We start from the raw sequence: 24,722 nt of genomic DNA, 5'->3' as shown, positions 1-24,722 counted from the left end.
TCAATAAATCATGCAGCATTAGTCCTTTGTTCTTTTTTCTGGAGCTTGAGCCTGTTGAGGTAAGCTTTTTCTGTGTAGATGCCAGAGAGAAGGCTCGAAAACAACTACCTTTACCTCTGGGTGTTCAACAAACGCTGATTCCAATCAGGGGCTTAACTTCTAACCAATCTAACCCACCGTTACCGCACCCTAAAGCAGGGATAGCAATAGAAGTAATATCTAATTGCTGAACTTCTGCCACAAGTGCCTTCAGTCCAGTTTGAACATCTTCGACTTTTGACTTGTCTCTCCAGTGGCGTTTGGTGGGAAAGTTGATAATGTATTTGGGATTGAATAACTTCCCAGTAGGAACGGTAAACATTCGCCCAGGCTGCACTTCCTTGGTATCGCAAGCCTTTTTATATTGCTGGAAGTTTTCAGGAAATGCCTGTTTAAACTGCAAGGCAATACCCTTACCCATAACACCGATGCAATTGACGGCATTTACTAGGGCTTCAGCATCTTCTTCCAATAAGTTGCCTTGCTTAAATTCAAGCATTTTTGACACGTACTTTTCCGGTTAATAAGTCGTGCATCAGTCCTTGTTTCTGGAGTTTGAGCTTATCGTGATAGGCTTCTTCTGTGCGGATGCGGGTGTCGTGGGTATCAATGATTTTTATAATTGCATCTTGTTCTTCAGGCGGAGGACAGGGTACAGGAATACTAGCGATATCTTCACTAGAAACTCCCGATACAGCAACTTGCCTAATTAAAGGCAATCGAAGTCTAAAACCTGTTTCACTGTTGAGAAAGTAATTTGCAAAAATAGGGCGTAATTTATCTGTCAATAGCCTGACACGAATGATTGATGATTCAAAGGTAGTTGGTTCAGAAAGCGCAGGTACTAATGAACAGCGTCCGGCTCCCTCTAAATTTAAAGACCGACGAGCAAAAACTAAATCCTCTACTGCTAAACTAAAACGCTCTAATTCACTAGGATTAACATCTACGCGAGCAGCATCAGATACATCAATTGTGAAGCCTCTGAACATCTGAGGCATATGAATCATTAAAACGCCGCGACCGTAAAACTTAGCAGGTTTGTAAAGCCCATTTCGTGCAGGAACGGTGTAAAAATCACGAAGTTGGCAAACTTCCCAATTTTTTGGAATTCGCCCCAGTGGGGAGTCTTTGAACTGTTTGGGGTGCGCGATCGCATCCCTCAATTCCCCATTCTCATCTAACCCCCGTGTGAGCAAGTCGTGCAGCAGTCCAGCCTTCATCTGCTTGAGCTTGGCGATGAGGGAGGAGGTACGTGCGATCGCTTCATCTATCGTATCGAGGATGTCAGAAATTCTAGTTCTTTCTTCCCTCGGCGGAACAGGCACTTCCATCTGTGCCAGTTTCGTGATGTAGATATGCTTAATCGTTGACCCTCCGGCATCAGCCAGCATACGCTCTTGTCCTATATCAGAGCGTAGGTAATGAACGAGGAATCTAACATCTGTGTCCAGGAGTGGACGCAAGCAGGCAACAGATTGATTTATGCATATGCTAGTCCGATCAACAACAGCAATTCTGCCTAGCGTTCCATCCTTTGTTATTAAAATGTCGCCTAAATTTGGCTTACTTTTCTGAGTCAGGTCATTTTTATAGGCTTTTTCTGATGTGTGTCGAGCTTGTCCATAGCAAATCTTTCCATCAGCTATGTCGAAAGCTGTTATCATCCACGGACCATCTTTGGTGGTCGGCATTGGGTTGGTAAATCCGTAAGTTATGTATTGAGTGAGAGATGCTAGCGAAGAAACCTCCCAATCCTTCGGAATTCTCCCAACAGGCGAATCCTTAAACTCCTCAGTCTTAACCAGAGTTTCACGCATAACCCAACCCACTCAGAAATTCACTTAACTGCTGACGCGCCGCATCCCGTTGAGCTTCAATATCCTGCAACGTCACCCGATACTTATCCCACCAATTCTCAACCGCCACAATAACCTGCTGACGGTGAGCCGAGACATATCGCTCCAGTTCAGCCGTTAAGCCATCCTTGAAAATCGCCAACACCAACCCCTGACACTCCTCATCCGTCAACGCCGCACGTTTAGCCTCCAAACGCTTCACCAATTCATTCTTGAGCGTCCTCAGTATCCCCTTCGCTTGAGCCAGTTGCTTTTTAATTTCCTTATAGGGTTCCAGTTGTTTCTCAATCTCGGCAATTTCCGCTTCCATCGGCTCAACCATCGCCTCAAGTTCTGCGATTTTAGCCGCATTCAACAACGGCGAATTCTTCCTTAAATCCTTAATTTCCTTCTTCGGCTCCTTAATCGAAGCTTTCAGAGTCTTGAGCCTTGTCTCCAACTCCTTAGCAAAATTAACCGCCTCCGACTCCTCCTCTGTTGCTTCTCCTTCTTCCGCCTCCGCCTCTTCCCCCCGTTCAAACGCTTCCTTTTGCTGCTCTAACTCAGCAATTCTCGCCTCAGCCTCAGCAATTTCCTCCAGATAGTCCGGCAACAACCGCACCACCAGCTTATGATTGAGCGGGTCGAATTTCGTCTGATTCTTCTGCGTCTCATCATCCTGCTCTAGAGCATCCCGAATCGTATCCACCCAACTATCCACCAACCCGCCAAAATCCGATTCCGATAGCGTTCTGAGTTCATACTTCACCTCATCCCACCAACTCGCCACCACACCCGCAACCTTAAAGCGGTCAAGTAAACCCACAGGTTGGAGGCTATCGACAAACGAACTCAAAAACTCCGCCCTCAGTTCCATCACCTTCTTCGTCTTCGGCAACTCCCCCAACCCTGGCGCGTGCAACTGCCACCAAGCCGAAAAGACGCCGTAGAGCTTCGCTTCAGTCGCTTGAACTCCGGTGTCAGATTCGACAAAGGTTTTTATCTGCCCTCTCTCGCTAATTGCAGAGATAAAATCCAAATAATCCATCTATTCAAAAATAGGCTGTAAATCTAATACAAATCCAGGTAAAACCTCTTCACCTGATAAAGTCGAAGGAGATTGTAAAACCTCAACTTCTCGATTAGGGCGATAAATTTCTACTTGCCGAGTTCTGGGATTAATCAACCAACCCAACCGTAGCCCATTATCGACATACTCCTGCATTTTTAACCGGGTTTCTTCCACATCATCCGTTTCCGAAACCAGTTCTACAGCAAAATCGGGACACAAAGGTAGGAATTTCTTGCGTTGCTCCTCACTAAGAGCATTCCATCGTTCCATCCTCACCCAAGACGCATCAGGAGAACGAGTACCACCCTTAGGCAACCGAAACCCTGTAGAAGAATCAAAGGCTTTTCCCAGACGGGTTTGACGATTCCAAATACCCAAGTCAATGTAAACCTCAAAATTCCGGTTTCCCGTTTCTCCCCCCGTGGGCGGCATAATAATTAATTCTCCCTTAGTCGTGAGTTCTAGCTGCAAGTCTTGGTTAGCCGCAGCTAATTGTTCAAACTGCTCATCAGTCAGTTTGAGGACTGGGGGTAATTGTAGAGTTAAAGCACTCATATGAATTCCGCCTATCCAAAAATAGGTTGCAAATCTAATACAAATCCAGGTAAAACATCCTCACCTGATAACGTCGTAGGAGACTGTAAAACTTCAACCGCTTGATTCGGGCGATAAATTTCTACCTGCCGAGTTCTGGGATTAATCAGCCACCCCAACCGCAGCCCATTATTAACGTACTCCTGCATTTTTGACCGCGTTTCTTCCACATCATCGGTTTCCGAAACCAGTTCTACGGCAAAATCGGGACACAAAGGCAGGAATTTCTTGCGTTGGGCAGGCGTTAACGCTTCCCATCGATCCATTGATACCCACGCTACATCTGGAGAACGAGTCCCCCCCTTGGGCAATCGAAAGCCCGTAGAAGAATCAAAGGCTTTCCCCAAACGAGTTTGACGGTTCCAATACCAAAGCTGTCCGTCTAACTCAAAATTGCGATCGCCTGTTTCTCCTCCTGTAGGCGGCATAATAATTAACTCCCCTTTAGCCGTCAATTCCAAGCGCAAATCGCGATTCGCAGCAGCCAATTGTTCAAACTGCTCATCGGTAAGTTTGAGAACAGAAGGTATGTTGAGGGTTAAACTGTTCATCTTAATTGCGCTCCACTAAAATCCTAGTCGGGTCAAACCCATGCGCCTCTAACAAAGGACTTTTTGCCTCCACCTCAGCTTTAGGAATCCCTCCCAACAAATGCGCCCTCACATCCTGGGGTTCCGGTGGCGGCGCATTATCGGCATAGCGGCGGATATTGCAGTTGTAATCATTCTCTGCCAATTTCTCCTTACTCACCACTGCCGAATAACCAGCGAAAGACTCAAACCGTTCAAACACAAAAGCTATCTTTTCAATATGCTCCGGTCGCAGATAATTCTGAGCGCGACCCGCATAATACTCAGCATCGGCATTAATAAACAACACCTTACCCTGACGTTCCACAGGTTTCGCCCCGTGCGATAGCGAAGCGCCGCTGCTTGCAGCAGATCGCATCACCAAAATACAGGCAGGAATCCCCGTCCCATAAAACAAATTCGGCGGCAACCCAATCACCGCTTCCAGATGGTCATTTTCAATAAAACTCTCCCGAATCTTCTTTTCCTCACCGCCACGAAACAGCACCCCATGCGGCATTACCGTCGCCATCATCCCATCTCTCTTGAGAACAGACAGCATATGCTGGGCAAACATCAAATCTGCCTTCTTCCCCGTTTCTGGACACCACCCATGCGTAAACCGCCCAGTAAACTGCATACCTTCAAGGGTATAGTTTTGGGAAAAAGGCGGATTACTAATTACCCGGTCAAAGCGCATCAATTCCCCGCCTTCAGTATGCAAGGGATTGAACAGCGTATCGTCATTGTGAATATCCGCATCCCGAATCCCATGCAAGAGCATATTAATCTTGCAAATTGCCCACACCCCGCCATTATTATCCTGACCGTACAGCGCCAGATTTCTGGCATTCCTGCCGCACTCTTCCACATACTGCTTCGACTGAATCAGCATTCCCCCAGAACCACAGCAAGGGTCATAAACCGACATCCCCTCCTGGGGTTTCAACAGCCGCACCATCAACTGCACCACCTCACGCGGCGTATAAAACTCGCCTCCCTTCTTCCCCGCAGAATCGGCAAATTCCGCAATCAAGTACTCATAAGCTGCCCCCAACAAGTCAGGAAAGACAAAATCCTCATTTTGCAGCCGATACCTGCTGAAGTGCTTAATCAGTTCCCGCAGCTTCACATCAGGAATGCGACTTCTCCCCGCCTGACGATTGAAATCAATGTGAGTCAATACACCCGCCAGAGCTTGGTTACTATCTCCAAGTGCGCCCAAAGCCTTATTCAGCCCATCCGCGACATTTTGATGCAGCTCATCGCGAATATACCCCCACCGCGCCTTCTCTGGTACAAAAAACGCCTCTCGGTAACTGATGGGGTTTTCTGCCCTCTGCTTCGCCTCTTCCGGTGTGCGTCCCCGTTTCAGATTATCCTGCACAATCTGCTCGTAGCGCTGCTCGAACACATCCGAAGCGCGTTTGAGGAACAGCATCCCAAAGATGTACTCCTTGAAATCCGAAGCATCCATCTTCCCCCGCAGGATATCCGCAGCGGCAAAAAGGTGACGCTCAAGTTGTGGCAATGTCAGTTTGCCCATAGATAATATTTGCTTTTCCTCAAAATGTTATGTGACGCGATGCTTTATCGCAATAAACGCGATCGCGCTCAACTCTTCAACCTAACCGCCAATTGCTGATGAATCTCGTCCAACCATACCGGAATTACAGGTTGACCATTATCTATAGATGAAATCGCCTCTTCCCTTTCAAACTCCTCCAACCGAAAATCCTTCTCCTTTCTATTCCAGACCAACATAAACCGCTTCGGCACCCCTGGAGCGGAAAAATCCGGTGCTTTATGTTTCAAAGCCTGCAATGCCCTAGCTGCCACCTCAAAACTTAATCCTACCGATAACCAGTATTCCATCACTGCCAACTCAGCCAACTCAGAACGAGAGTAGTAAATACTCCGTCCTGTTCCAGTGGCACTAATCGGAGGTACAACAACTCCCCTTTCCCTCCAATACTGCAACTGGCGCAAACTACAGCCTGTAATCTCAGCCGCTTCCTTACTGCTAAAAAATCTTTCTGACATACCTCTGATTTTACCGAGGTCAGTTATAATACATTTGTGTGCCTATTGAACACTAATGTTCAAAGAGTATGAGCCATATAACCGTTCAGTGCCGTTTGGTTGCAAGCGAATCAACTCGCCATCATCTCTGGAAATTGATGGCAGACCTGAACACGCCCTTAATTAACGAATTACTGGCGCAAATGGCTCAACATCCTAAGTTTGAAACTTGGCGAAAAAAGGGCAGTCTTCCGGCTGGAATAGTCAAACAATTGTGCCAACCCCTCAAAGCTGACCCTCGATTCACTAATCAACCTGCACGGTTCTATACAAGTGCAATTGCCGTCGTTGAATACATCTATAAATCCTGGTTTAAACTTCAGCAACGCCTAGCACAAAAACTGAGTAGGAAAATTAGTTGGTTAGGAATGCTCAAAAGCGATGAAGAATTAACCGCAGAAAGTAACACTTCTGTTGAGGTAATTCTCACCAATGCTGCCGAACTCCTCAACTCCCTATCCTCTGAAGAGGGTAGTATTTATACCAAACTTTGGAAAGTATACAACGACGCAGACGACCTCCTTACTCGCTGCGTCGTCTGCTACTTATTCAAAAATAGTAATGAAGTTCCTGAAAAATCTGAAGAAAACTTAGAAGAATTTGCTAAACGCCGTCGCAAAACTGAAATTCAGATTGAACGAATAAAACGGCAATTAGAAAGTCGCCTACCCAAAGGTCGAGATTTAACAGGGGAAAGCTGGCTAGAGACATTAGCGATCGCATCTACCACTGCTCCCACAGATGAGTCAGAAGCTAAATCCTGGCAAAATAAACTGCTAACTGAACCAAAGCTAATACCCTTTCCAGTCGGTTATGAAACTAGCGAAGATTTGACTTGGAGAAAAAACGATAAAGGTCGCCTTAGTGTTAAATTTAATGGCTTAGGCAAACATACGTTTCAAATCTACTGTGACCAACGCCAGCTTAAATGGTTTGAACGCTTTTACGAAGATCAAAAAATCAGAAAAGGCAGTAAGAATGAATACTCTAGTAGTCTTTTTACTCTGCGCTCAGGAAGGATTGCTTGGCAAGGAGGCACAAATACAAATAAAGACGATCCTTGGAAAATTCATCAACTCATCCTCTACTGCACCGTAGACACCCGTTTCTGGACGGCTGAAGGCACAGAGCAAGTTTGCAAAGAAAAAGCGGAAGGTATTGCCAAAACCCTTACCAAAATGGAGGAAAAAGGCGAACTCAATGACAACCAGCAAGCTTTTATCCGCCACGAACAATCAACCCTAGCTCGACTTAACAACCCCTTTCCCCGTCCCAGCCAACCCCCCTATCAAGGTCAACCTCATATTCTTATAGGTGTGGCATTAGAACGACATAAACCTACAACAATAGCAGTTTTTGATGGAAAAAAAGACAAAGTAATTACTTATCGTAGTTTCAAACAATTACTCGGAGATAATTACGAGCTGTTAAACAAACGACACAAGCGTAAACAAAAGGAATCTCATCAACGCCACAAAGCTCAAAGAGATGGAAGCTCCAATCAATTCGGAGATTCTCAATTAGGCGAACACATAGATCGTTTAATAGCCAAAGCTATTGTCACGTTTGCTCAAACCTCTGATGCAGGTAGTATTGTGTTACCAAAGCTAGGCGATATACGTGAGTCTTTTGAGAGTAAGATTCAAGCGCAAGCAGAGCAGAAATTTCCGGAGCTTATTGAAAACAGAAAAAAATACCTCAAGCGCTATCGAATTCAAGTTCATCAGTGGAGCTATGGAAGATTAATAAACGATATCAAAGCCCAAGCCAGCAAATTAGGTATGGTTGTTGAGGAAGGACAACAACCCATCCGAGCAAGTCCCCAAGAAAAAGCTAAAGAAGTAGCAATTTCTGCTTATCGCAATCGTCGTAAATCTTGAAACCTAATTTAGACTCAGTACCTTGACAATAGAATAAAATAATCAATAGCGCCACAGGTCATGTTCCTTGGAACCTCTGATGTTCCTTGGAACCTCTGAACTGTGAAAAGTATGGGTTAGTTTGACTGTTGGAAGACAGTTGTGCTTTCTGACCCTGGTAGCTGTCCACCCCGATGCTGATATCTATAGTTCCGGCTGTAGAAATGATTAACCTGTAAGTTGAGGTTCATTGATACTTCAATCTTATGGGGTAGGTGCGCCCCCAGCAACAAGGATGTGGGTTTACTACAGTGATAGCTACTGAATCACCTCCGAGCAAGGGGGAATCCACCCTAATTTTTTATTTTTCGTGAACCTAAGCGGGGGCAAAATTCCTGGGAGGTTTACGAAAACTGTGAATCCCTTATGGAATATTGATTCCAGTATTTCTGTGGGATGGTTGCTCCTGTAGATACAGGACAGATAAAGCGAAAATTTTAGAGGGTTACGAAAGTCGCCTCTAAAAGCTCCTCCAGGTAACTGTTGTAGCGATCGCTGTTTCAACGACCATCCCAACTAGGGGTGGGTTGAAAGGTCAATGGGGGCTTGGTGGGTTCGTCTGCTGGCAGAAGTTTCAACGACCATCCCAACTAGGGGTGGGTTGAAAGTTCTATTGCCCCATCAAAATAGCCGTCAATGTATTTGTTTCAACGACCATCCCAACTAGGGGTGGGTTGAAAGAAATTATGGGCTTGCGCTGCCTCAATGACTGGAGGTTTCAACGACCATCCCAACTAGGGGTGGGTTGAAAGTTAAGAAAGAACCGAGCGCACCCCCTGAAGCCAAAGTTTCAACGACCATCCCAACTAGGGGTGGGTTGAAAGACACTTGCGGACGGGAGCGATCTAGCTTACGTGTTGGTGAGTTTCAACGACCATCCCAACTAGGGGTGGGTTGAAAGTCTGTATTCGCCAGGGTACTGCTTGCGAAGATGAGCGGTTTCAACGACCATCCCAACTAGGGGTGGGTTGAAAGAGCGGGTACTTCGTGGGCAGCAGCGACAACGTTTTCGTTTCAACGACCATCCCAACTAGGGGTGGGTTGAAAGTAGATGTACAGAAAGGAATTTATTAAGGTGGGTTGAAAGGAGCGCTGCGATCGTACAAACAAAGTACAGAATGTTGTATGTCACAAACATTGGACAACAATTATTTTGTCAAAACGTCAAATAATTTGACAAGACGACACTAATTTGGCAACGATGACAAATAATTAGTCAATTGTACGTTCGCAAATTAAATGTCGCAATTTTTGAATAACGGCATAGCTGCTACAAACCAGTGAAAGCCTTTCCCCGAAAACTTTTTAGGCTTTTTAATTCCAAAAGCAGCAACTTTGTCGATTTCGCACACTCCATGTCGGAAATCTTGTCTCGCAAATTAATTGTCGTTTTTTAAATTTAGCGACATCGCAAATTGAGTGTCGCATTGTCTAGCTATTCTTCAGAAGGGATGGTACATTTTTACTATTCCTCAGAATGGATGATCTTCCCCTCATGCTAGACGACCCATCTGAACTGATAGAAGAATTGGCACAAGATTTAGACACTCTTTACCTCGGTGAGAGTAATTTTGAAGTCGATCCCTCACAAATTCTTCGAGAAACTGCTGATAAACACAAACTTAAATTTAATCTCATTCAATGGCTTGCCCAGTCCCCGAATCGCACGCTTAAGTCTCAAAGGAAGCAGGCGATCGCAAATACCCTAAATATTTCTACTCGGCAGGTAGAGCGCCTCCTCAAGCAATACATCAGAGATGAGCTACCAGAGACAACAGGAGTGCAGCGCTCAGATAAGGGGAAGCATCGCATCAGTGACTATTGGGAAGAATTTGTGAAGTCAACTTATGAAAAGAGTCTTAAAGATAAACACCCACTATCTCCAGCAGAAGTCGTTCGTGAAGTGAAGCGACACGCAATCGTCGAGCTTGGGCTTGAAGAGTGTGACTATCCCCATCCAGCCACTATCTATCGAGTTTTGCAACCATTAATCGAGCATCAAAACCGGAAAAAGCGCGTTCGCAATCCGGGTTCCGGCTCTTGGTTGGCAGTTGAGACAAGAACTGGGCACCTCTTAAAGGCTGAGTTTAGCAACCAAATTGTCCAATGCGATCATACAAAGTTGGATATTCGGATTGTCGGTAGTGATGGCGTGTTATTACCTGATCGACCCTGGATAACCACTGTCATAGATACGTTCTCAAGCTGTGTTATTGGTTATCACTTATGGAGAAAACAACCGGGTTCTGATGAAGTAGCTCTGGCTTTAAGACATGCCATCTTACCCAAGCACTATCCCTCGGCATACGAGCTGGAAAAACCTTGGCAAATATGTGGCTCTTCACTCCAATATTTTTTCACTGACGGAGGGAAGGATTTTCGCTCAAAGCACCTAAAAGCTATTGGAAAGAAGCTAGGTTTCCAGTGCGAACTGCGCGATCGCCCACCTCAAGGCGGAATTGTAGAACGAGTTTTCAAAACCATCAATACTCAGGTTCTTAAGGGACTTCCCGGTTATACAGGTTCAAATGTTCAGGAGCGCCCAGAGCAGGCAGAAAAGGAAGCCTGCTTGACCATTCACGATTTGGATAAAATCCTAGCTCAGTTCTTCTGCGATGACTATAACTACCAGCCATATCCTAAAGACCCTCGCGATACAAGGTTTGAGAGATGGTTTAAGGGAATGGGTGGAAAATTGCCTGAACCACCAGACGAGCGAGAACTAGATATTTGTCTAATGCAAGAGGCTCAGCGAGTTGTTCAAGCTCATGGCTCTGTCCAATTTGAGAATCTGACCTATCGAGGAGAATCACTAAGGCAACTTAGCGGCAAATACGTCACATTGCGATACGATCCTGACAATATTCTGACGTTGTGTGTCTACAGCAACGAAACGGATGAGAAGCTGGGAGATTTTCTGGGATATGCTCATGCCATAAACCTGGATACTCAGGATTTGAGTTTGGATGAGTTAAAAAGGCTCAATAAAGAGCGAAGTAAAGCTCGTAAGGAACATTCAAATTATGATGCTCTGCTAGCGCTAGGCAAACGAAAGAAACTTGTTGAGGAGCGTAAACAGGATAAGAAGGACAAACAGCGAGCTGAACAGAAACAGTTACGACGATCCTCAAAGAAAGACTCAAATGTCGTCAAGTTACGTCAGCGTAGAGCTTCAACCTCTTCAAAGAAAGATGAGCCGCTTGAAATTTTACCTGAGCGGATTTCCAGGGAACAAATAAAGCCTCAACAACCAGAACCACAACCTGAAGAAACCTTGCCTTCTACATCTGATGCTCAACAGCAGGATAGGCATCGGCTGGTAATTTCTAATCGTCAAAGCAAATCGAAAAGGATCTGGTGACTATGGCGCGATCGCAACTTGTAACTCAGACACCTGTTGAAGTTCTGGCTCCTCAGTTAGATTTGACCGCTCAACTTGCCAAGGTTGCTCAAATAGAGGAGCTATTCAGAACGGCTTTTATCCCGACCGATCGTGCTTCAGACTACGTGAGATGGTTGGATGAACTGCGGTTCCTTAAACAATGTGGGCGTGTTATTGGGCCGAGAGATGTTGGCAAAAGCCGTGCATCAATCCACTATCGACAAGAAGATCGCAAACGAGTTTCTTATGTCAAAGCGTGGTCAGAATCCAGTTCCAAACGATTATTTACGCAAATCCTCAAAGACATTAATCATGCAGCCGCAAACGGTAAGCGGGAAGATTTGCGTCCTAGATTGGCAGGTAGCCTTGAACTATTTGGCATTGAACTTGTTATCGTTGACAATGCCGAAAATCTTCAACGGGAAGCCCTGCTCGATCTCAAGCAACTTTTTGATGAGTCTAGGGTTCCTATTATTTTAGTTGGAGGACAAGAACTAGACAGCAAATTGCATAGCTTCGACTTACTGAGTTGTTTTCCAACGCTGTTCGCCTTTGAACGACTCGACTACGAAGACTTTAGAAAAACCTTACAAACTATTGAGTTTGATATCCTTGCCCTACCGGAAGCATCTCGTTTAACGGAAGGAACGATGTTTGAAATCCTATCGCTCAGTACAGAAGCTCGTATAGGAGTGTTAGTCAAAATTTTGACCAAGGCAGTTTTACACTCGCTCAAAAAGGGTTTTCTCAAGGTTGATGAAGGAATTTTGGGGAAAATTGCCAATCGCTATGGTATGAAATATGTTCCCCTTCAACCAAGAAATGACAGCGAGTGATTACTCTGTTGCTATCTAGCAGTCCTGAAACTTTATTTGACACGACTCAAATGCAGGAAAGGGATGATAACTTACCAAGATTAGGCTATGTTGAGCCTTATGAAGGCGAGAGCATTAGTCATTATTTAGGACGCTTGCGGCGGTTCAAGGCTAATAGTCTTCCTTCCGCCTATTCATTGGGAAAACTAACCGAGCTTGGTGGAACTTTGGGAAGATGGGAAAAACTATATTTCAACCCGTTTCCCTCCCATAAAGAATTGGAAGCATTGGGAAAGGTAATTCGAGTGGATGCAACCAGACTCGCCGCAATGCTGCCGCCCAAAGGCGTAACGATGAAGCCAAGACCCATTCTGTTGTGTGCAGCTTGTTATGGGGAGAACCCCTATCATCGGCTTGAGTGGCAGTTTAAGGAGCGATGGGGATGCGATCGCCATCAGTTGCGTTTGTTAGCGAAATGCACTAACTGTGAAACACCGTTCCCGGTTCCTGCGTTGTGGGTACACGGTGAATGTCCGCATTGTTTGTTGCCGTTTGCGACGATGGCAAAAAGACAGAAGCGACTTTGATAAGCGATCGCGAGTGACGTGTTGTTAACGTAGTTCAGTTTGACTACACTCTAATTGCAAATCAGGAAGCTGTTTACGGTTTGACTCCCTGCTAGAATAAGCGCTTTCAGTTGGAAGCTTTTGGTAGCAAGAGCGAAGTTTCTCCAAAGGCAGGGGAGGGCTAGAGCGTGATGGAATTCTTAACTATGCACCTGCACCACGCACTACAACCACACCTGTGATGCAGCTATGCTATTGCCTAAGCCGCAGAGTAAGTTTTATTGTGGGAGCTTAGTGAGCATTTGACGAAGTTCCTCTTTTGCATCTTTTGCAAATTGAACGCTGCGAAGACTTGCGAGAACTCCTGCGCCCGTGGTAATGGAGGCTTCTGGTACTTTGTCTAAGTAAAGCAATCCAACACCTAATAAAGTGATTAGGGCAGATGCAGCAGTTACGGCAAGAGCAAGGTTATAACTTTGACGAACTTCTCGCAACAATTCTCGTATAATCTCTTCTTTGATATCGCTATAATCGTCTTTAAAACTTGGCTGATAATTGAGTAGAAATTTTCTGAATAAGTTGAAATTCATTTGTTAATCCCCTCGAAGATTTGATTGTTGGAACTCGATACAGATATCCTACTGGGAATAAAAAGTGACTTCCAGGGCAGATAGATTTAGTTTGTATTGATTATTTGCCCTAAATTTTGGGGCAAATAGGGCAAGGCGTGAAAACCTATCTGCCCTAGACAGTAAAATTAAAAATCAGTTATACCTGACATATTGCACTCTTTCTGATAAGCCGCACTGTCTGTCCTTGAATTAATTTTTAGGCTAATTAAGCAAGCCGATTAAACTGACTAAAGCCCTTTTCCAATAAGTGTTGATTCTTATGGGAAAGGATTTGCTCTATAAGCCAGGGAATCGATTCTCTCGCGGGTGTAGCCAACAGGCAATAAGAGTGCAAAAACCTAATCTAATGAATATCCGCGATCGCAACTAAAAATCTCCTATGCTTCCATCTGATAAAGTTCAATCTAGTCCAGAAGGCAAATTAACACTTAGACAGGCGTGTAAAGAAGCAAAGCTGACTCAAGAGGAACTAGCGAAAGAAGCCAAGGTTTCGCTTGATACGGTGAAGCGCTTGCTTGGTACAAAAGAATGTCCAAATGGGGTGGAAAGGTTGGCGGTGAGTAATATTGTGAAGGTTTTGGAGATTGAACCAACGGATATTGTCGATCCGAAAGAGTGGTATCGTCAGCAGCAGCTACCATCAGAGTTTGAGCCGCTAATCGCAGAAAAGATTAAGACATTTTGCGGGCGGAAATTCGTTTTTGAGGCCTTTAAAAACTTCCTTCAACAAAATCCTAAAGGTTACTTTACGGTGGTGGGGGATGCGGGGATGGGGAAAAGTGCGATCGCTGCCAAGTACGTTTATGACTACCATTCTCCCTGCTATTTCAACATTCTCGCAGAGCGCCGCAATCGACCGGAACTGTTTCTCAAAAGTATTCGCCAACAACTGATTAATCGTTACCAGTTGCAGGATGCAAGAGATGCGGATCTGCCAACTTTAGTCTCCAAAGTCGTGCCAAAACTTCCCTCTGGGGAACGCCTTGTAATTGTGGTTGATGCGCTGGATGAAGTGGAGCAAGAATGGGGCGCAGAGAATCTTTTATATTTACCGAAGGAGCTGCCAGAGCGGGTTTATTTCCTGCTGACTAGACGACCTTATAACCAAGAGAAAAAAAGATTAACTCTATCGCCTGGTATTCCGGTGCAGGAGTTGGATTTAAGGGCGAGGGAATATGTTGATTGCAGCCATAATGATATTAAAGAGTATATTCGCTTGTCTCTCAATTGCGATCCAGACTATAAAGATGGGCTGAAAAAGTGGATTCAAGACCGTAACATTTATCCGGAAGAGTTTGTCGAACAGGTAGCGGCAAAAAGCGAAAACAATTTCATGTATCTGCGCTATGTCTTACCAGGAATTATGCGCGGTTTCTATGACGATCTGAGTTTAAAGCAATTACCGGACGGTCTTCAGGATTATTATCAAACTCATTGGGTGCGGATGAATATGGATGCGGCACCGAATGAAATTAAGGCGATCGCTTTGTTTATTTTGGTGGAGATTGGTACGCCGATTCCTTGTGAGATGATTGCTGCAATTGCCGATCAAGATGAATATGAGGTGCAATCAGTCTTGGATGAGTGGGTTGAGTATTTGAGGATGCAGGGAATTGAGGGAGAACTCTGCTATACCATCTATCATGCCAGTTTTCTTGACTTTCTAAAAAGCAAACGGGAACTGAAGTCAAGGCGGAAGCTATTTCACCAGGTTAATCAACGCATTGTTGATTACTTAGAAAAGGAGATGGCGTGAGATGGGAGAATTTGCTGACAAATTAGCGGCAAAAAGTCCCGCCTTTCAACGTGCTTATCTGGGTGGCTTACCGCAAAATCTGGTGAAGTCAGGGAAGTTAGATAAGTATTACCAAATCCTAGCTGATTTTGATTTCTTGGCAGAAAAGATTAATCATCCTGAGTTTGGGGTGCAGACGCTGATTGAGGATTATTATTTGATTTCTACTCCAGAAGCATCAACTAACCCAGAGTACGATCCGGAGAAGACTAAGGCGCTGAAATGGATTCAAGGGGTGCTGCGGCTATCGGGACATATTTTGGCTGAGGATAAGTCGCAACTAGCGGGGCAATTGTTGGGACGGCTGTTACCATCCCCTGCTGTGGCATTTCAGGAAGATCGACACGAATATAAATATTTTTGGCAATACATTCCCTTGATTGGACATTTTTTATCGAAATACTCTCAGAAACCTAAACTACAAAATATTAGCCAGCTTCCTCTCATTGAGGATATTAGGCAGTCTCCTCTCATTCAGAAGTTAGTAGAACAGGCGAAGCAGTGCAAATCTAAACCTTGGTTGCGTCCCTTGATAGGTAGCTTAACGAATCCTAACGAGGTGTTACTACGCACCCTGAGCGGTCATCGCGACTGGATAAATGCGGTAGCCGTCACCCCAGATGGCAAGCAGGCGATTTCTGGTTCAAGGGACACTACTCTTAAAGTCTGGAATCTGGAAACTGGAGAGTTACGCTTCACCCTGACCGGTCATCGCCACTCGGTAAATGCGGTGACCGTCACCCCAGATGGCAAGCAGGCGATTTCTGGTTCAAGGGACACTACTCTTAAAGTCTGGAATCTGGAAACCGGAGAGTTCCGCTTCACCCTGACCGGTCATTGGCACCCGGTAACTGCGGTAGCCGTCACCTCAGATGGCAAGCAGGCGATTTCTGGTTCAAGGGACACTACTCTCAAAGTTTGGAATCTGGAAACTGGAGAGTTACGCTTCACCCTGAGCGGTCATCACTACTCGGTAAATGCGGTAGCCGTCACCCCAGATGGCAAGCAGGCGATTTCTGGTTCAAGGGACACTACTCTTAAAGTTTGGAATCTGGAAACTGGAGAGTTACGCTTCACCCTGACCGGTCATTGGCACCCGGTAACTGCGGTAGCCGTCACCTCAGATGGCAAGCAGGCGATTTCTGGTTCGGGGGACAATACTCTCAAAGTCTGGAATCTGGAAACTGGAGAGTTACGCTTCACCCTGAGCGGTCATCACTACTCGGTAACTGCGGTGACCGTCACCCCAGATGGCAAGCAGGCGATTTCTGGTTCAAGGGACAATACTCTCAAAGTCTGGAATTTGGAAACCGGAGAGTTATGCTTCACTCTGAGCGGTCATCGCCACTCAGTAAATGCGGTAGCCGTCACCCCAGATGGCAAGCAGGCGATTTCTGGTTCAGGGGGCCATACTCTCAAAGTTTGGAATTTGGAAACCGGAGAGTTACGCTTCACCCTGAGCGGTCATCGCCACTCGGTAACTGCGGTAGCCGTCACCCCAGATGGCAAGCAGGCGATTTCTGGTTCAAGGGACAATACTCTCAAAGTCTGGAATCTGGAAACCGGAGAGGTAATTGCTACTTTCACTGGGGAGAATCCATTACTCTGTTGTGGTGTTGCACCAGATGGATTGACAATTGTGGCGGGTGAACATTCAGGACGAGTGCATTTCCTCCGGTTGGAAGGGATAGCATCACCATGAACAACCCACCTCGATCGCCAACCCCGCTCTATACCCCCTCCTACGCTGCCGAATTCCAGCAAACAATTAGCGAAAAAAGCGCTAATTTCGTTGGTCGTCATTTTGTCTTTACCGCCATTGAGGAATTTTTACACAAGTGCGATCGCGGTTACTTCACGATTGTCGGCGCACCCGGTAGCGGCAAAAGTGCCATCCTCGCCAAGTACGTCACTGAAAATCCCGGCGTTGCTTATTACAAGGCCCAAATTGCTGGTAAAAATCGCGCCGATCGATTCCTCGCTTCCATCTGCCAGCAATTAATGGCAACGCTTGGTGAAGATACCGCGCTACCAGATAATGCCACGGAGGGGAGTTGGTTTCTATCTCTGTTACTCCAGAAAATTAGCGATTCTCTCCCACCCAATCAAAAGCTAATTACAGTCATTGATGGTTTAGATGCGATCGACCCTAGCAGTCAACCCCCTGGTTCAAATCTGTTCTACCTTCCCCGATATCTCCCTGAGAAAATCTATTTTCTCCTAGCTCGGAGACCCTTTATCCGGGAAAAATCTGGTTTATTAATCGAAACACCGTCTCAGATTCTCACCCTCGAAAAATACCCCGATCGCAACCGGGAAGACGTGCAGGCGTATATCCGACAATGCTTAACCCCCCTTGGTAAGGAGGGAACAAGAATGAAGGAGGGAATTGCAATGGAGGAATCAAGCGAGCGCAATTCTCCCTCCTTTTTAAGGGATCTAAAATCTTGGCTAATCACCCACAATATAAGCGAACAAGAATTCTGCGATCGCCTCGCGCCAGAGAGCGAAAATAATTTCGCGTACCTGAGCCAAATTATCAAAGCGATCGCCACGGGATTTTACTCTCAACCCTTCCAATTCGATCCATTTCATCCCGGTTTGACAGAATACTATCAAAGCCACTGGCAAAACGCGATCGCCAAGCGACAAGTTAACTTAGCGGGTGAAAGCATCGAGCCATTACCATCAGTGGATGTAGCGGTACTGAACATCTTAGTACAGGCAGCACAACCGATATCCGCAGAAGCGATCGCCCGAATCATTGATGAGGATGAATACGAAGTAGAGGAAGTGCTAGAAAATTGGATTGAATTCTTACAGCAACAGCAAATCGGTGGAGCAACCTGTTACTGTCTCTATCATTCCAGCTTCCGTAACTGGCTGGGCAAGCAACTCAATCTCAGTTAGACCTTGTACAAAATTTACACTCAAGAAGTAATACGATTGATGTGTCCAATTGTTGGACACATGAGAGGAACAATTGCCTTTTACCTTTCCACAAAGACTTTGAAAGAGAATCAATTTCACATTCCTGGCTTCTGGTCAATTCCGAAGCCAGAATGGTTAGCAGTGATTTGCGACGTAATCAGTGGGAACACTAAGAGAGTAGCGCCTGCTCCAGGCGCGATCGCTCACCCTTGCTGCTGATTCACTTCTAAAGGATGCTTGAATGTCTCGCAACGAAGCGAATACTCGAAAAGATTTAATTGACGGGGCGTTAGCAACAGTAGGATGGAGCCTGAAAGATCCAAACCTGGTGAGGATTGAAATCCCAGTAGATGGGTATGATGCAGCACCTTGGAATGGAGTCACGGACTACTGCCTCTATTTGCCGAATGGGGAAGTAATTGCTGTTGTAGAGGCGAAACGACAAAGCCGCGATCCACGGGTGGCAGAACAGCAGGTTAGGCATTATGTAACAGAGATTGAGAAGCACCAGAGTTTTCGTCCCTTTGCTTTTATGAGTAATGGGGATAGGACGTTCTTCTGGGATGTGGGGAACGAAAACAAGCGGCAGGTAGCGGGGTTTTTCTCCCTAAGAGACTTACAGAATTTGCTCTACATCCGCCAGAACAAAATTCCCCTGCAACAGTTGAGCGTTAATTTAGCGATCGCAAACCGTACCTATCAACAAGAGGCAATTGGGCGGGTTAGCGAACGGTTTGATGAGGGACATCGACGGGCGCTGCTGGTCATGGCGACGGGGACGGGGAAAACGCGCACCATCATGGCGTTGATTGAGTTGTTCCTGAGAGCGAATCAAGCGCGGACGGTGCTGTTTGTCGCAGATCGAGATACGTTGGTGAGGCAAGCGCTAGATGATAATTTTAAGGTTTATTTGCCGAACGAGCCACGCGATCGCATCCGTACCTACAACGTTGATTACAGCAAGCGGTTGTATGTCGGGACACTGCAAACCCTGGTTAAATGCCACAAAAAGTTTAGCCCTGGCTTCTTTGATGTGGTGATTTTTGATGAGAGTCACCGTTCGATTTACAACCAGTTCCGGGAAGTGGTGGAATATTTTGATGCGCGGATTATTGGACTGACGGCAACGCCAGCCGATTTTATTGAGCGCAATACGTTCCAGGTTTTTCGCTGTTCTGATGGTCTTCCGACGTTTAATTATCCCTATCGAGATGCGGTTAATGAGGGCTATCTGGTTGATTACAGCCTTTATCAAGCTCAGAGTCATTTTCAACGGGAGGGGATTCGGGGGGCAAACCTTTCGGAAGAAGACCGCAATACCTTGATTGAGCAAGGGTTAGACCCGGATGAGATTGATTACGAGGGGACGGAATTAGAGCGCACTGTCAGCAACAAAGATACGTTGCGGAAACAGTGGGAAGAAATTATGGAGGTTTGCCACAAAGATGAATCGGGGCAGTATCCCGGCAAGACGATTGTATTTGCGGTGAGTCAAAAGCACGCCCTGCGGTTGGCAAGTGTGTTTGAGGAGATGTATCCCCAGTATCCCGATATGGTGCAGGTGATTACCTCCGAGATGGAACGCACGGATGATTTGATTGACCGCTTTAAGAAGGAAGAGATGCCTCGCATTGCCATTTCTGTGGATTTGCTGGATACGGGCGTGGATGTGCCGGAGGTGGTGAATCTGGTGTTTATGAAGCCCGTTCACTCTCTAATCAAAATGCAGCAGATGATAGGGCGGGGAACGCGCAGCCATGAAGCTTGTCGGTATTTGCATCGGCTTCCCAATGGGCGCAAGGATGAGTTTCTGATTATCGACTTCTGGGAGAATGACTTTGACAAAGACCCCAGTGAGGAGACGGTTACTCAAAATCTGCCCGTTACGGTGAAAATTTTTAACACCCGGTTGAAGCTGCTGGAGTTTTACTTAGATAATCAAGAGTCGGCAGACTGCAAACAGGCGATCGCAGATTTACGGCAGCACATTGGGCAAATTCCTCGCGATGCGTTTAGCGTCCAGCAGGTTTATTCTCAGGTTGAGGAGGCTTGGACGGATGGGTTTTGGCGGTATTTGACTCAGAGGAAGATTAATTTTCTCCGCACTCAGGTTGCTCCTTTGCTGCGGTTTGTGGCGGGGGTGGATGTGGCTGAGGCGACGTTTACGAATAAGGTGGAACGGTTGAAGGTTGAAATCGTTACGGGTGAAGCAAAACCGGGAACGCTGGAATCTATCGTAGAGGATGTGAGCCGGTTGCCGGATTTTGTTTATGAAGACTTGGAGCGTCGGGACTCGATAAATCTTTGCCTTTCATCTAAGCTGAGGACTGCGACACCAGAGGAGTTGAATCGTGCGATCGCTTCCTTGGCAGATCAGATGAAGAATCGACGGGAACGACCGAGTTCGTTTATTGAAATTGACCTGGCAGATCGCATTGCCGTTAGTGGTTATATTACCTTGGGCGATGGGGGAGAGCAGGTTTATATTGAGGAATACCGCCAGCGGGTTGAGGGGAAGGTGTTGGAGATTGTGGAGACTCACCCGACGATCGCAGCAATTCGCAATGGGGAAGCGGTGACAGACTTGCAACTGGTGGCGTTGGAGAGGACGCTGCGGCAAGAGTTGGGTGGGGGAAACGTGCAGTTATCGGAATCGAATATTCGCAAGGCGTTTAATTTGAAGGTGAATAGTTTGCTGGCGTTTTTGCGGGAGTTGATGGAGATTGAGGCGCTGCCGGATTATCAGGAGGTGGTGAGGCGGAATTTTGAGGAGTTTATTGCCCAACGGCAGTTTAATGCAAATCAGATTCGGTTTTTAAGGGCGGTGCAGAATGTGTTTTTGAAGAATCGGCGGTTGGAGGTGGCGGATTTATATGAGGAACCATTGGATAGATTTGGGGAGGATGCTGTTGAGCGGTGGTTTAGTGAAGAAGAGGTGGATGAGTTGATTGAGTTTACCGAGAAGTTAGCAGCATAAATAAAATTAGAATTAAATCAAAAAATAAGGAATTATATATGCAATTTTTAGCAAAACCTAATGAATGGGATAAATCCCATACCTGTTTAAGTAAATATTTGGTAACACGATTGTATCAACTCGTAGATATTTATGAAGTTATCAGTTACCGATATCCCATAACTAATGGAATAATTCTTCTTGAAGAATTATATGATACTGCAACAGCTTGCTTAAAACGACCCAAAACTAAAGATAGATTGAAATCTTTATTAGAAGAATGTCTGGATACTAATATTCAAACTTCAATAATTAACGATCCTGTACTTGAAAAATATTTTAAAAATATAAAAAATGATTTTCAGCCCTTTTTAAATAAGGATTTAGATGAAACAGATATAAAAAAACTGCAATCAATCTCGTTGACGTACATTGCAACAATAAATAATAAATACGTAGAATTGATTTTTTTACAATTAAAAGCGATAGATTTATATAGTAATAAATTTGATACTCAGTCTCAAAAAATTGATAGCATTTTGAAAATCTTAGTAGCATTTGCTTTGCATAGCGAACACTCTCTTATTCACTTAAAAATTTCTTTTAAAGGGTTAATAAATGATAGTCCTGATACATTGGTTGAACAGTTATCTAAAATTTTCTCATTCGCTCAAGACAGAAACTATGAGTATTATATAAAAATGAGTGACGCTCTCAACGTTGAGTTAAAGGCACAGCTAGATGCTAATTATGATAACACTAGGGCAGCTTATATTTTTAAGGCTTCAGGGAAAGACGCTTTTTCTGCTTATAGGAATAAAGTAACAACTGCTTTTAGAAAACTGTACGTAAAAAATGCTGATATAAATTTGAAAGATAATGCAGTAATATGGGAAAATGTAACTTTTTTTAATGAAAACACTAACCAAGAGTCACAGTTAAATTTTATAGATGATAGAGATCCCATTATTCCCTTAGCGCGTATCAATACCTTGGAAGAATCATTAAAAAAATACAAAAAGCTCCAAGATTTTGAAGATGAAGTTTTAGGAAAAGTTGAAGAATCTCTGTATTTATATCATCTTGCATTAAGCGTACCAACTATAGAAAATTCCTATGTATTGCTGTGGACAGCTCTAGAATCACTAATGGGACTTAGAACAAATGAAGCAGATATTTTAACTATTAAAAAAAATGTATCTAGCACGTTAGCATTAGGAGCGGTAGGCAGGCGTGTAAATGCTACAATTCAACGAATAAGAACGACATCGAATGCTATTAAATGGACAAAAATATACTCCCCTCAAAATAACAGCAAAGCCAATGAATTTGATCCTATTGGCTTATGTGATTGGATTTGCTGGATTATTGATCGAAGTAAGAAAAACACATCCGAAGATCCTTATCATGATATGCAGAGTGAGCCATTATTATGCAAGCAATATCGCGATATAAACGAAAAGTGGGAAAAATTGGAAGATTTACACAAGTTGATAACTCTTTCTAAGCGAAATTTGGATTACCAACTAGATCGTTTGTATCAAACAAGAAATAGAATCGTGCATTCAGGACGTTTTGGGCGATCAGGGAATTATTTATGGATTCATCTTGAATGGTATGTTGCAAAATTACTTGCTGTATCAATTTTAATCCTAGATAATATTTCTTTCAACTTTGAGTTAGATGCTAATCCAAGAGATATAGTATTTGGATGTCTTCGAGGACAGTATCAATCAAGTATTAATTATCTTGAACGGCATAAAAATAAGATAATAAATCCTGATGATGTCTTAGCTAGCGGAATTACTAGATTTCCTGTTCTTTGCTTCTAAAAAATGCTCACTGACCCTGAACTGCGATCGCAAGTTGACCAAATTTGGGATAGATTATGGTCGTCGGGACTCTCCAACCCGATGGATTCCATTGAACAATTCTCCTACCTGCTGTTCCTCAAACGCCTGGATGATGCAGAGAACCAGCGGGAGAAACAGGCAAAACGCCGCAATAAACCCTTTGAACCGCAAATTAAGCCAGAATTACGCTGGTCACACTGGATTAACTTTAAAGCAGACGAGGCGCTGAAGCACGTTCGAGAGGAAGTCTTTCCCTGGTTGCGGACGGCGGGAACTCAAGGGAGTTCTTTTGAGCGGTATATGCAGAATGCTGAGTTTAAAATCAGCAAACCGGGGACGTTGATAGAAGTCTGTAACCTGATTGATGCGCTGAAAATCTCGGGACAGAATCAGGATGTTCAGGGGGACTTGTACGAGTACCTGCTGAGTAAACTCAACACCGCAGGACGTAACGGACAGTTTCGGACGCCTCGCCATATTATCCGCATGATGGTGCAGATGGTTGACCCCAAACCGAAGGAACGAATTGGGGACTTGGCGGCGGGGACTTGTGGGTTTTTGGTCAATGCCTATGAGTACATCCTAGAACAGCACAGCGAACCGGATGAGCAGGGGAAACCGCAGTTAATTGGGGATTTACTCAGTGACGAAGAACGGGAGTTTTTACAAACTGAGGCGTTTACTGCCTATGACAATGATTCTGGCATGACGATGCTGCGGATTGGTTCGATGAACCTGATGCTGCACGGAATTAAGCACCCCCGCTTTTTCTACATGGATACCCTGTCTAAGTCGTTCAAGGATGAGAAAAGCTTGGATGTGGTGCTGATGAATCCTCCGTTTAAGGGGAAGATGGATGAATCGGATATTAACCCCACCCTGCCAACGAAGTGTAAGAAGACGGAACTGCTATTTTTGCACCTGATTGAGCGCGTGTTGGATATGGGGGGACGCTGTGCGGTAATTGTGCCGGATGGGGTGCTGTTTGGTTCAAGCAAGCAACATCAGGAGATTCGCAAGAAGATTATTGAAACTCATCGCCTGGATGGGGTGGTGTCGATGCCGTCTGGGGTGTTTAAACCGTATGCGGGTGTTTCGACGGCGGTGCTGCTGTTTACTCGTGGCGGTACGACGGACAAGATTTGGTTCTATGACATGGAACACGATGGGTTTTCGCTGGATGATAAGCGGCAACCTGTAGCAGAGAATGATATCCCAGATATTCTCACCTGTTGGAAGAATCGGTTTAATCCTGATTTCACGACTCAAAGAGCGGAACGCCTGAGTGAGTTAAAATCTGAGATTGCACCGATGAAAGCTGAACGGTTGATACTGCTCAAGGAAATCAATCGCCTGACGTTTGAGAATGCGATCGCACCCGCTGATGATGAGCCAACCCGCCTCGCTTTGGAAGGCGATAGGCAACGGCTGGCACAACTGCACGAGCAAATGGCACCCCTGCAAGCGGAAATCAATCAGTTGAATCGCCAGTTTTGGGTGACGAAGGCGCAGGTGAAGGGGAATAAATACGACCTTTCAGCGAGTCGTTACCGTCAGATTGAGCAGGATGAGCCTTATTATGAGTCGCCCTCAGTGACGCTGGAGAGGTTCCTAAAGTTAGAGCATGTTATGGAAGAGGAAATGCAGGAGTTAATGCGCTACATAGAAGCATAGAGAGA

General features: G+C 45.2%; 17 protein-coding genes, 1 pseudogene and 1 CRISPR repeat array. Of the genes and pseudogenes, 10 read left to right on the top strand and 8 right to left on the bottom strand.

Annotation, left to right across the window (positions count from 1 at the left end):
• Nucleotides 1–87: 87 nt before the first annotated feature.
• The 7 genes and pseudogenes from NC997_RS03950 to NC997_RS03920 form a co-directional block, all read right to left on the bottom strand.
• Nucleotides 88–538: pseudogene (locus NC997_RS03950) on the bottom strand (macro domain-containing protein); the annotation flags it as partial.
• The gene (locus NC997_RS03945) at nt 531–1,859 is read right to left on the bottom strand and encodes a restriction endonuclease subunit S (protein WP_190529013.1); all 1,329 of its coding nucleotides are present in this window, start codon (nt 1,857–1,859) and stop codon (nt 531–533) included. The pseudogene NC997_RS03950 and the gene NC997_RS03945, both read right to left, overlap by 8 nt.
• Nucleotides 1,852–2,925: a hypothetical protein gene (locus NC997_RS03940; RefSeq protein ID WP_190529011.1), complete on the bottom strand. Its 1,074-nt coding sequence runs from the start codon at nt 2,923–2,925 to the stop codon at nt 1,852–1,854. The genes NC997_RS03945 and NC997_RS03940 overlap by 8 nt, the downstream gene beginning before the upstream one ends.
• Entirely contained in the window at nt 2,926–3,504 is a 579-nt protein-coding gene (locus NC997_RS03935; RefSeq protein ID WP_190415922.1) for a Uma2 family endonuclease, read from the bottom strand.
• An 11-nt stretch (nt 3,505–3,515) separates the two neighbouring features.
• On the bottom strand, nt 3,516–4,094 hold the full coding sequence (locus tag NC997_RS03930) for a Uma2 family endonuclease (RefSeq protein WP_190415921.1): 579 nt from the start codon (nt 4,092–4,094) through the stop codon (nt 3,516–3,518).
• Between the two features lies 1 nt (nt 4,095).
• Entirely contained in the window at nt 4,096–5,658 is a 1,563-nt protein-coding gene (locus tag NC997_RS03925; RefSeq protein WP_190415920.1) for a class I SAM-dependent DNA methyltransferase, read from the bottom strand.
• A gap of 68 nt (nt 5,659–5,726) precedes the next feature.
• Complete coding sequence (locus tag NC997_RS03920) at nt 5,727–6,155, bottom strand: MerR family transcriptional regulator (protein WP_190529009.1); 429 nt, start codon at nt 6,153–6,155, stop codon at nt 5,727–5,729.
• Between the two features lie 68 nt (nt 6,156–6,223).
• Here NC997_RS03920 and cas12k point away from each other — a divergent pair, with 68 nt between their 5' ends.
• The 4 genes from cas12k (at nt 6,224) to NC997_RS03900 (ending at nt 12,897) form a co-directional block, all read left to right on the top strand.
• The gene (gene cas12k / locus NC997_RS03915) at nt 6,224–8,074 is read left to right on the top strand and encodes a type V CRISPR-associated protein Cas12k (RefSeq protein ID WP_190529007.1); all 1,851 of its coding nucleotides are present in this window, start codon (nt 6,224–6,226) and stop codon (nt 8,072–8,074) included.
• Between the two features lie 536 nt (nt 8,075–8,610).
• A CRISPR array of direct repeats spans nt 8,611–9,161; the repeat unit is 37 nt; unit sequence GTTTCAACGACCATCCCAACTAGGGGTGGGTTGAAAG.
• Between the two features lie 429 nt (nt 9,162–9,590).
• Nucleotides 9,591–11,474 (top strand): transposase, encoded by a 1,884-nt coding sequence (locus tag NC997_RS03910; RefSeq protein ID WP_348257760.1) that lies wholly within the window; start codon nt 9,591–9,593, stop codon nt 11,472–11,474.
• Nucleotides 11,475–11,476: 2 nt separating this feature from the next.
• Entirely contained in the window at nt 11,477–12,331 is an 855-nt protein-coding gene (locus NC997_RS03905; protein ID WP_190529003.1) for an ATP-binding protein, read from the top strand.
• A gap of 50 nt (nt 12,332–12,381) precedes the next feature.
• The gene (locus NC997_RS03900; protein WP_190529099.1) at nt 12,382–12,897 is read left to right on the top strand and encodes a TniQ family protein; all 516 of its coding nucleotides are present in this window, start codon (nt 12,382–12,384) and stop codon (nt 12,895–12,897) included.
• Between the two features lie 257 nt (nt 12,898–13,154).
• On the opposite strand, the gene NC997_RS03895 is transcribed toward NC997_RS03900, so the two are convergent.
• Nucleotides 13,155–13,466: a hypothetical protein gene (locus NC997_RS03895; protein ID WP_190529001.1), complete on the bottom strand. Its 312-nt coding sequence runs from the start codon at nt 13,464–13,466 to the stop codon at nt 13,155–13,157.
• A 421-nt stretch (nt 13,467–13,887) separates the two neighbouring features.
• On the opposite strand from NC997_RS03895, the gene NC997_RS03890 reads away from it, so the two are divergent.
• The 6 genes from NC997_RS03890 (at nt 13,888) to NC997_RS03865 (ending at nt 24,717) form a co-directional block, all read left to right on the top strand.
• Nucleotides 13,888–15,264 carry an NACHT domain-containing protein gene (locus tag NC997_RS03890; protein WP_190528999.1) on the top strand — a complete coding sequence of 459 codons (1,377 nt, stop codon included), beginning with the start codon at nt 13,888–13,890 and terminating at the stop codon, nt 15,262–15,264.
• A gap of 1 nt (nt 15,265) precedes the next feature.
• Nucleotides 15,266–17,005 (top strand): WD40 repeat domain-containing protein, encoded by a 1,740-nt coding sequence (locus tag NC997_RS03885; RefSeq protein ID WP_190528997.1) that lies wholly within the window; start codon nt 15,266–15,268, stop codon nt 17,003–17,005.
• Nucleotides 17,002–18,213: an ATP-binding protein gene (locus tag NC997_RS03880; protein ID WP_190528996.1), complete on the top strand. Its 1,212-nt coding sequence runs from the start codon at nt 17,002–17,004 to the stop codon at nt 18,211–18,213. Before NC997_RS03885 ends, NC997_RS03880 begins: the two co-directional genes overlap by 4 nt.
• Nucleotides 18,214–18,475: 262 nt before the next feature.
• Nucleotides 18,476–21,211: a DEAD/DEAH box helicase family protein gene (locus NC997_RS03875; RefSeq protein WP_190528994.1), complete on the top strand. Its 2,736-nt coding sequence runs from the start codon at nt 18,476–18,478 to the stop codon at nt 21,209–21,211.
• A gap of 38 nt (nt 21,212–21,249) precedes the next feature.
• Complete coding sequence (locus tag NC997_RS03870; RefSeq protein ID WP_190528992.1) at nt 21,250–23,022, top strand: hypothetical protein; 1,773 nt, start codon at nt 21,250–21,252, stop codon at nt 23,020–23,022.
• 3 nt (nt 23,023–23,025) lie between these two features.
• Nucleotides 23,026–24,717: a class I SAM-dependent DNA methyltransferase gene (locus NC997_RS03865; RefSeq protein WP_190528990.1), complete on the top strand. Its 1,692-nt coding sequence runs from the start codon at nt 23,026–23,028 to the stop codon at nt 24,715–24,717.
• The last annotated feature ends 5 nt before the right edge of the window (nt 24,718–24,722 follow it).

The sequence above is a fragment of the Trichocoleus sp. DQ-A2 genome, assembly GCF_039961915.1.
Classification (GTDB): Bacteria; Cyanobacteriota; Cyanobacteriia; order Cyanobacteriales; family FACHB-T130; genus FACHB-T130.
The sequence above is the reverse complement of the archived record's forward strand: the minus strand, read 5'-3'. Positions and strand labels throughout refer to the sequence as shown.

Bases quoted from the DNA above. Each gene is read 5' to 3' on its own strand.
- NC997_RS03945 (WP_190529013.1), bottom strand. From the start codon at position 1,859: ATGCGTGAAACTCTGGTTAAGACTGAGGAGTTTAAGGATTCGCCTGTT.
- NC997_RS03940 (WP_190529011.1), bottom strand. From the start codon at position 2,925: ATGGATTATTTGGATTTTATCTCTGCAATTAGCGAGAGAGGGCAGATA.
- NC997_RS03935 (WP_190415922.1), bottom strand. From the start codon at position 3,504: ATGAGTGCTTTAACTCTACAATTACCCCCAGTCCTCAAACTGACTGAT.
- NC997_RS03930 (WP_190415921.1), bottom strand. From the start codon at position 4,094: ATGAACAGTTTAACCCTCAACATACCTTCTGTTCTCAAACTTACCGAT.
- NC997_RS03925 (WP_190415920.1), bottom strand. From the start codon at position 5,658: ATGGGCAAACTGACATTGCCACAACTTGAGCGTCACCTTTTTGCCGCT.
- NC997_RS03920 (WP_190529009.1), bottom strand. From the start codon at position 6,155: ATGTCAGAAAGATTTTTTAGCAGTAAGGAAGCGGCTGAGATTACAGGC.
- cas12k (WP_190529007.1), top strand. From the start codon at position 6,224: ATGAGCCATATAACCGTTCAGTGCCGTTTGGTTGCAAGCGAATCAACT.
- NC997_RS03910 (WP_348257760.1), top strand. From the start codon at position 9,591: ATGGATGATCTTCCCCTCATGCTAGACGACCCATCTGAACTGATAGAA.
- NC997_RS03905 (WP_190529003.1), top strand. From the start codon at position 11,477: ATGGCGCGATCGCAACTTGTAACTCAGACACCTGTTGAAGTTCTGGCT.
- NC997_RS03900 (WP_190529099.1), top strand. From the start codon at position 12,382: ATGCAGGAAAGGGATGATAACTTACCAAGATTAGGCTATGTTGAGCCT.
- NC997_RS03895 (WP_190529001.1), bottom strand. From the start codon at position 13,466: ATGAATTTCAACTTATTCAGAAAATTTCTACTCAATTATCAGCCAAGT.
- NC997_RS03890 (WP_190528999.1), top strand. From the start codon at position 13,888: ATGCTTCCATCTGATAAAGTTCAATCTAGTCCAGAAGGCAAATTAACA.
- NC997_RS03885 (WP_190528997.1), top strand. From the start codon at position 15,266: ATGGGAGAATTTGCTGACAAATTAGCGGCAAAAAGTCCCGCCTTTCAA.
- NC997_RS03880 (WP_190528996.1), top strand. From the start codon at position 17,002: ATGAACAACCCACCTCGATCGCCAACCCCGCTCTATACCCCCTCCTAC.
- NC997_RS03875 (WP_190528994.1), top strand. From the start codon at position 18,476: ATGTCTCGCAACGAAGCGAATACTCGAAAAGATTTAATTGACGGGGCG.
- NC997_RS03870 (WP_190528992.1), top strand. From the start codon at position 21,250: ATGCAATTTTTAGCAAAACCTAATGAATGGGATAAATCCCATACCTGT.
- NC997_RS03865 (WP_190528990.1), top strand. From the start codon at position 23,026: ATGCTCACTGACCCTGAACTGCGATCGCAAGTTGACCAAATTTGGGAT.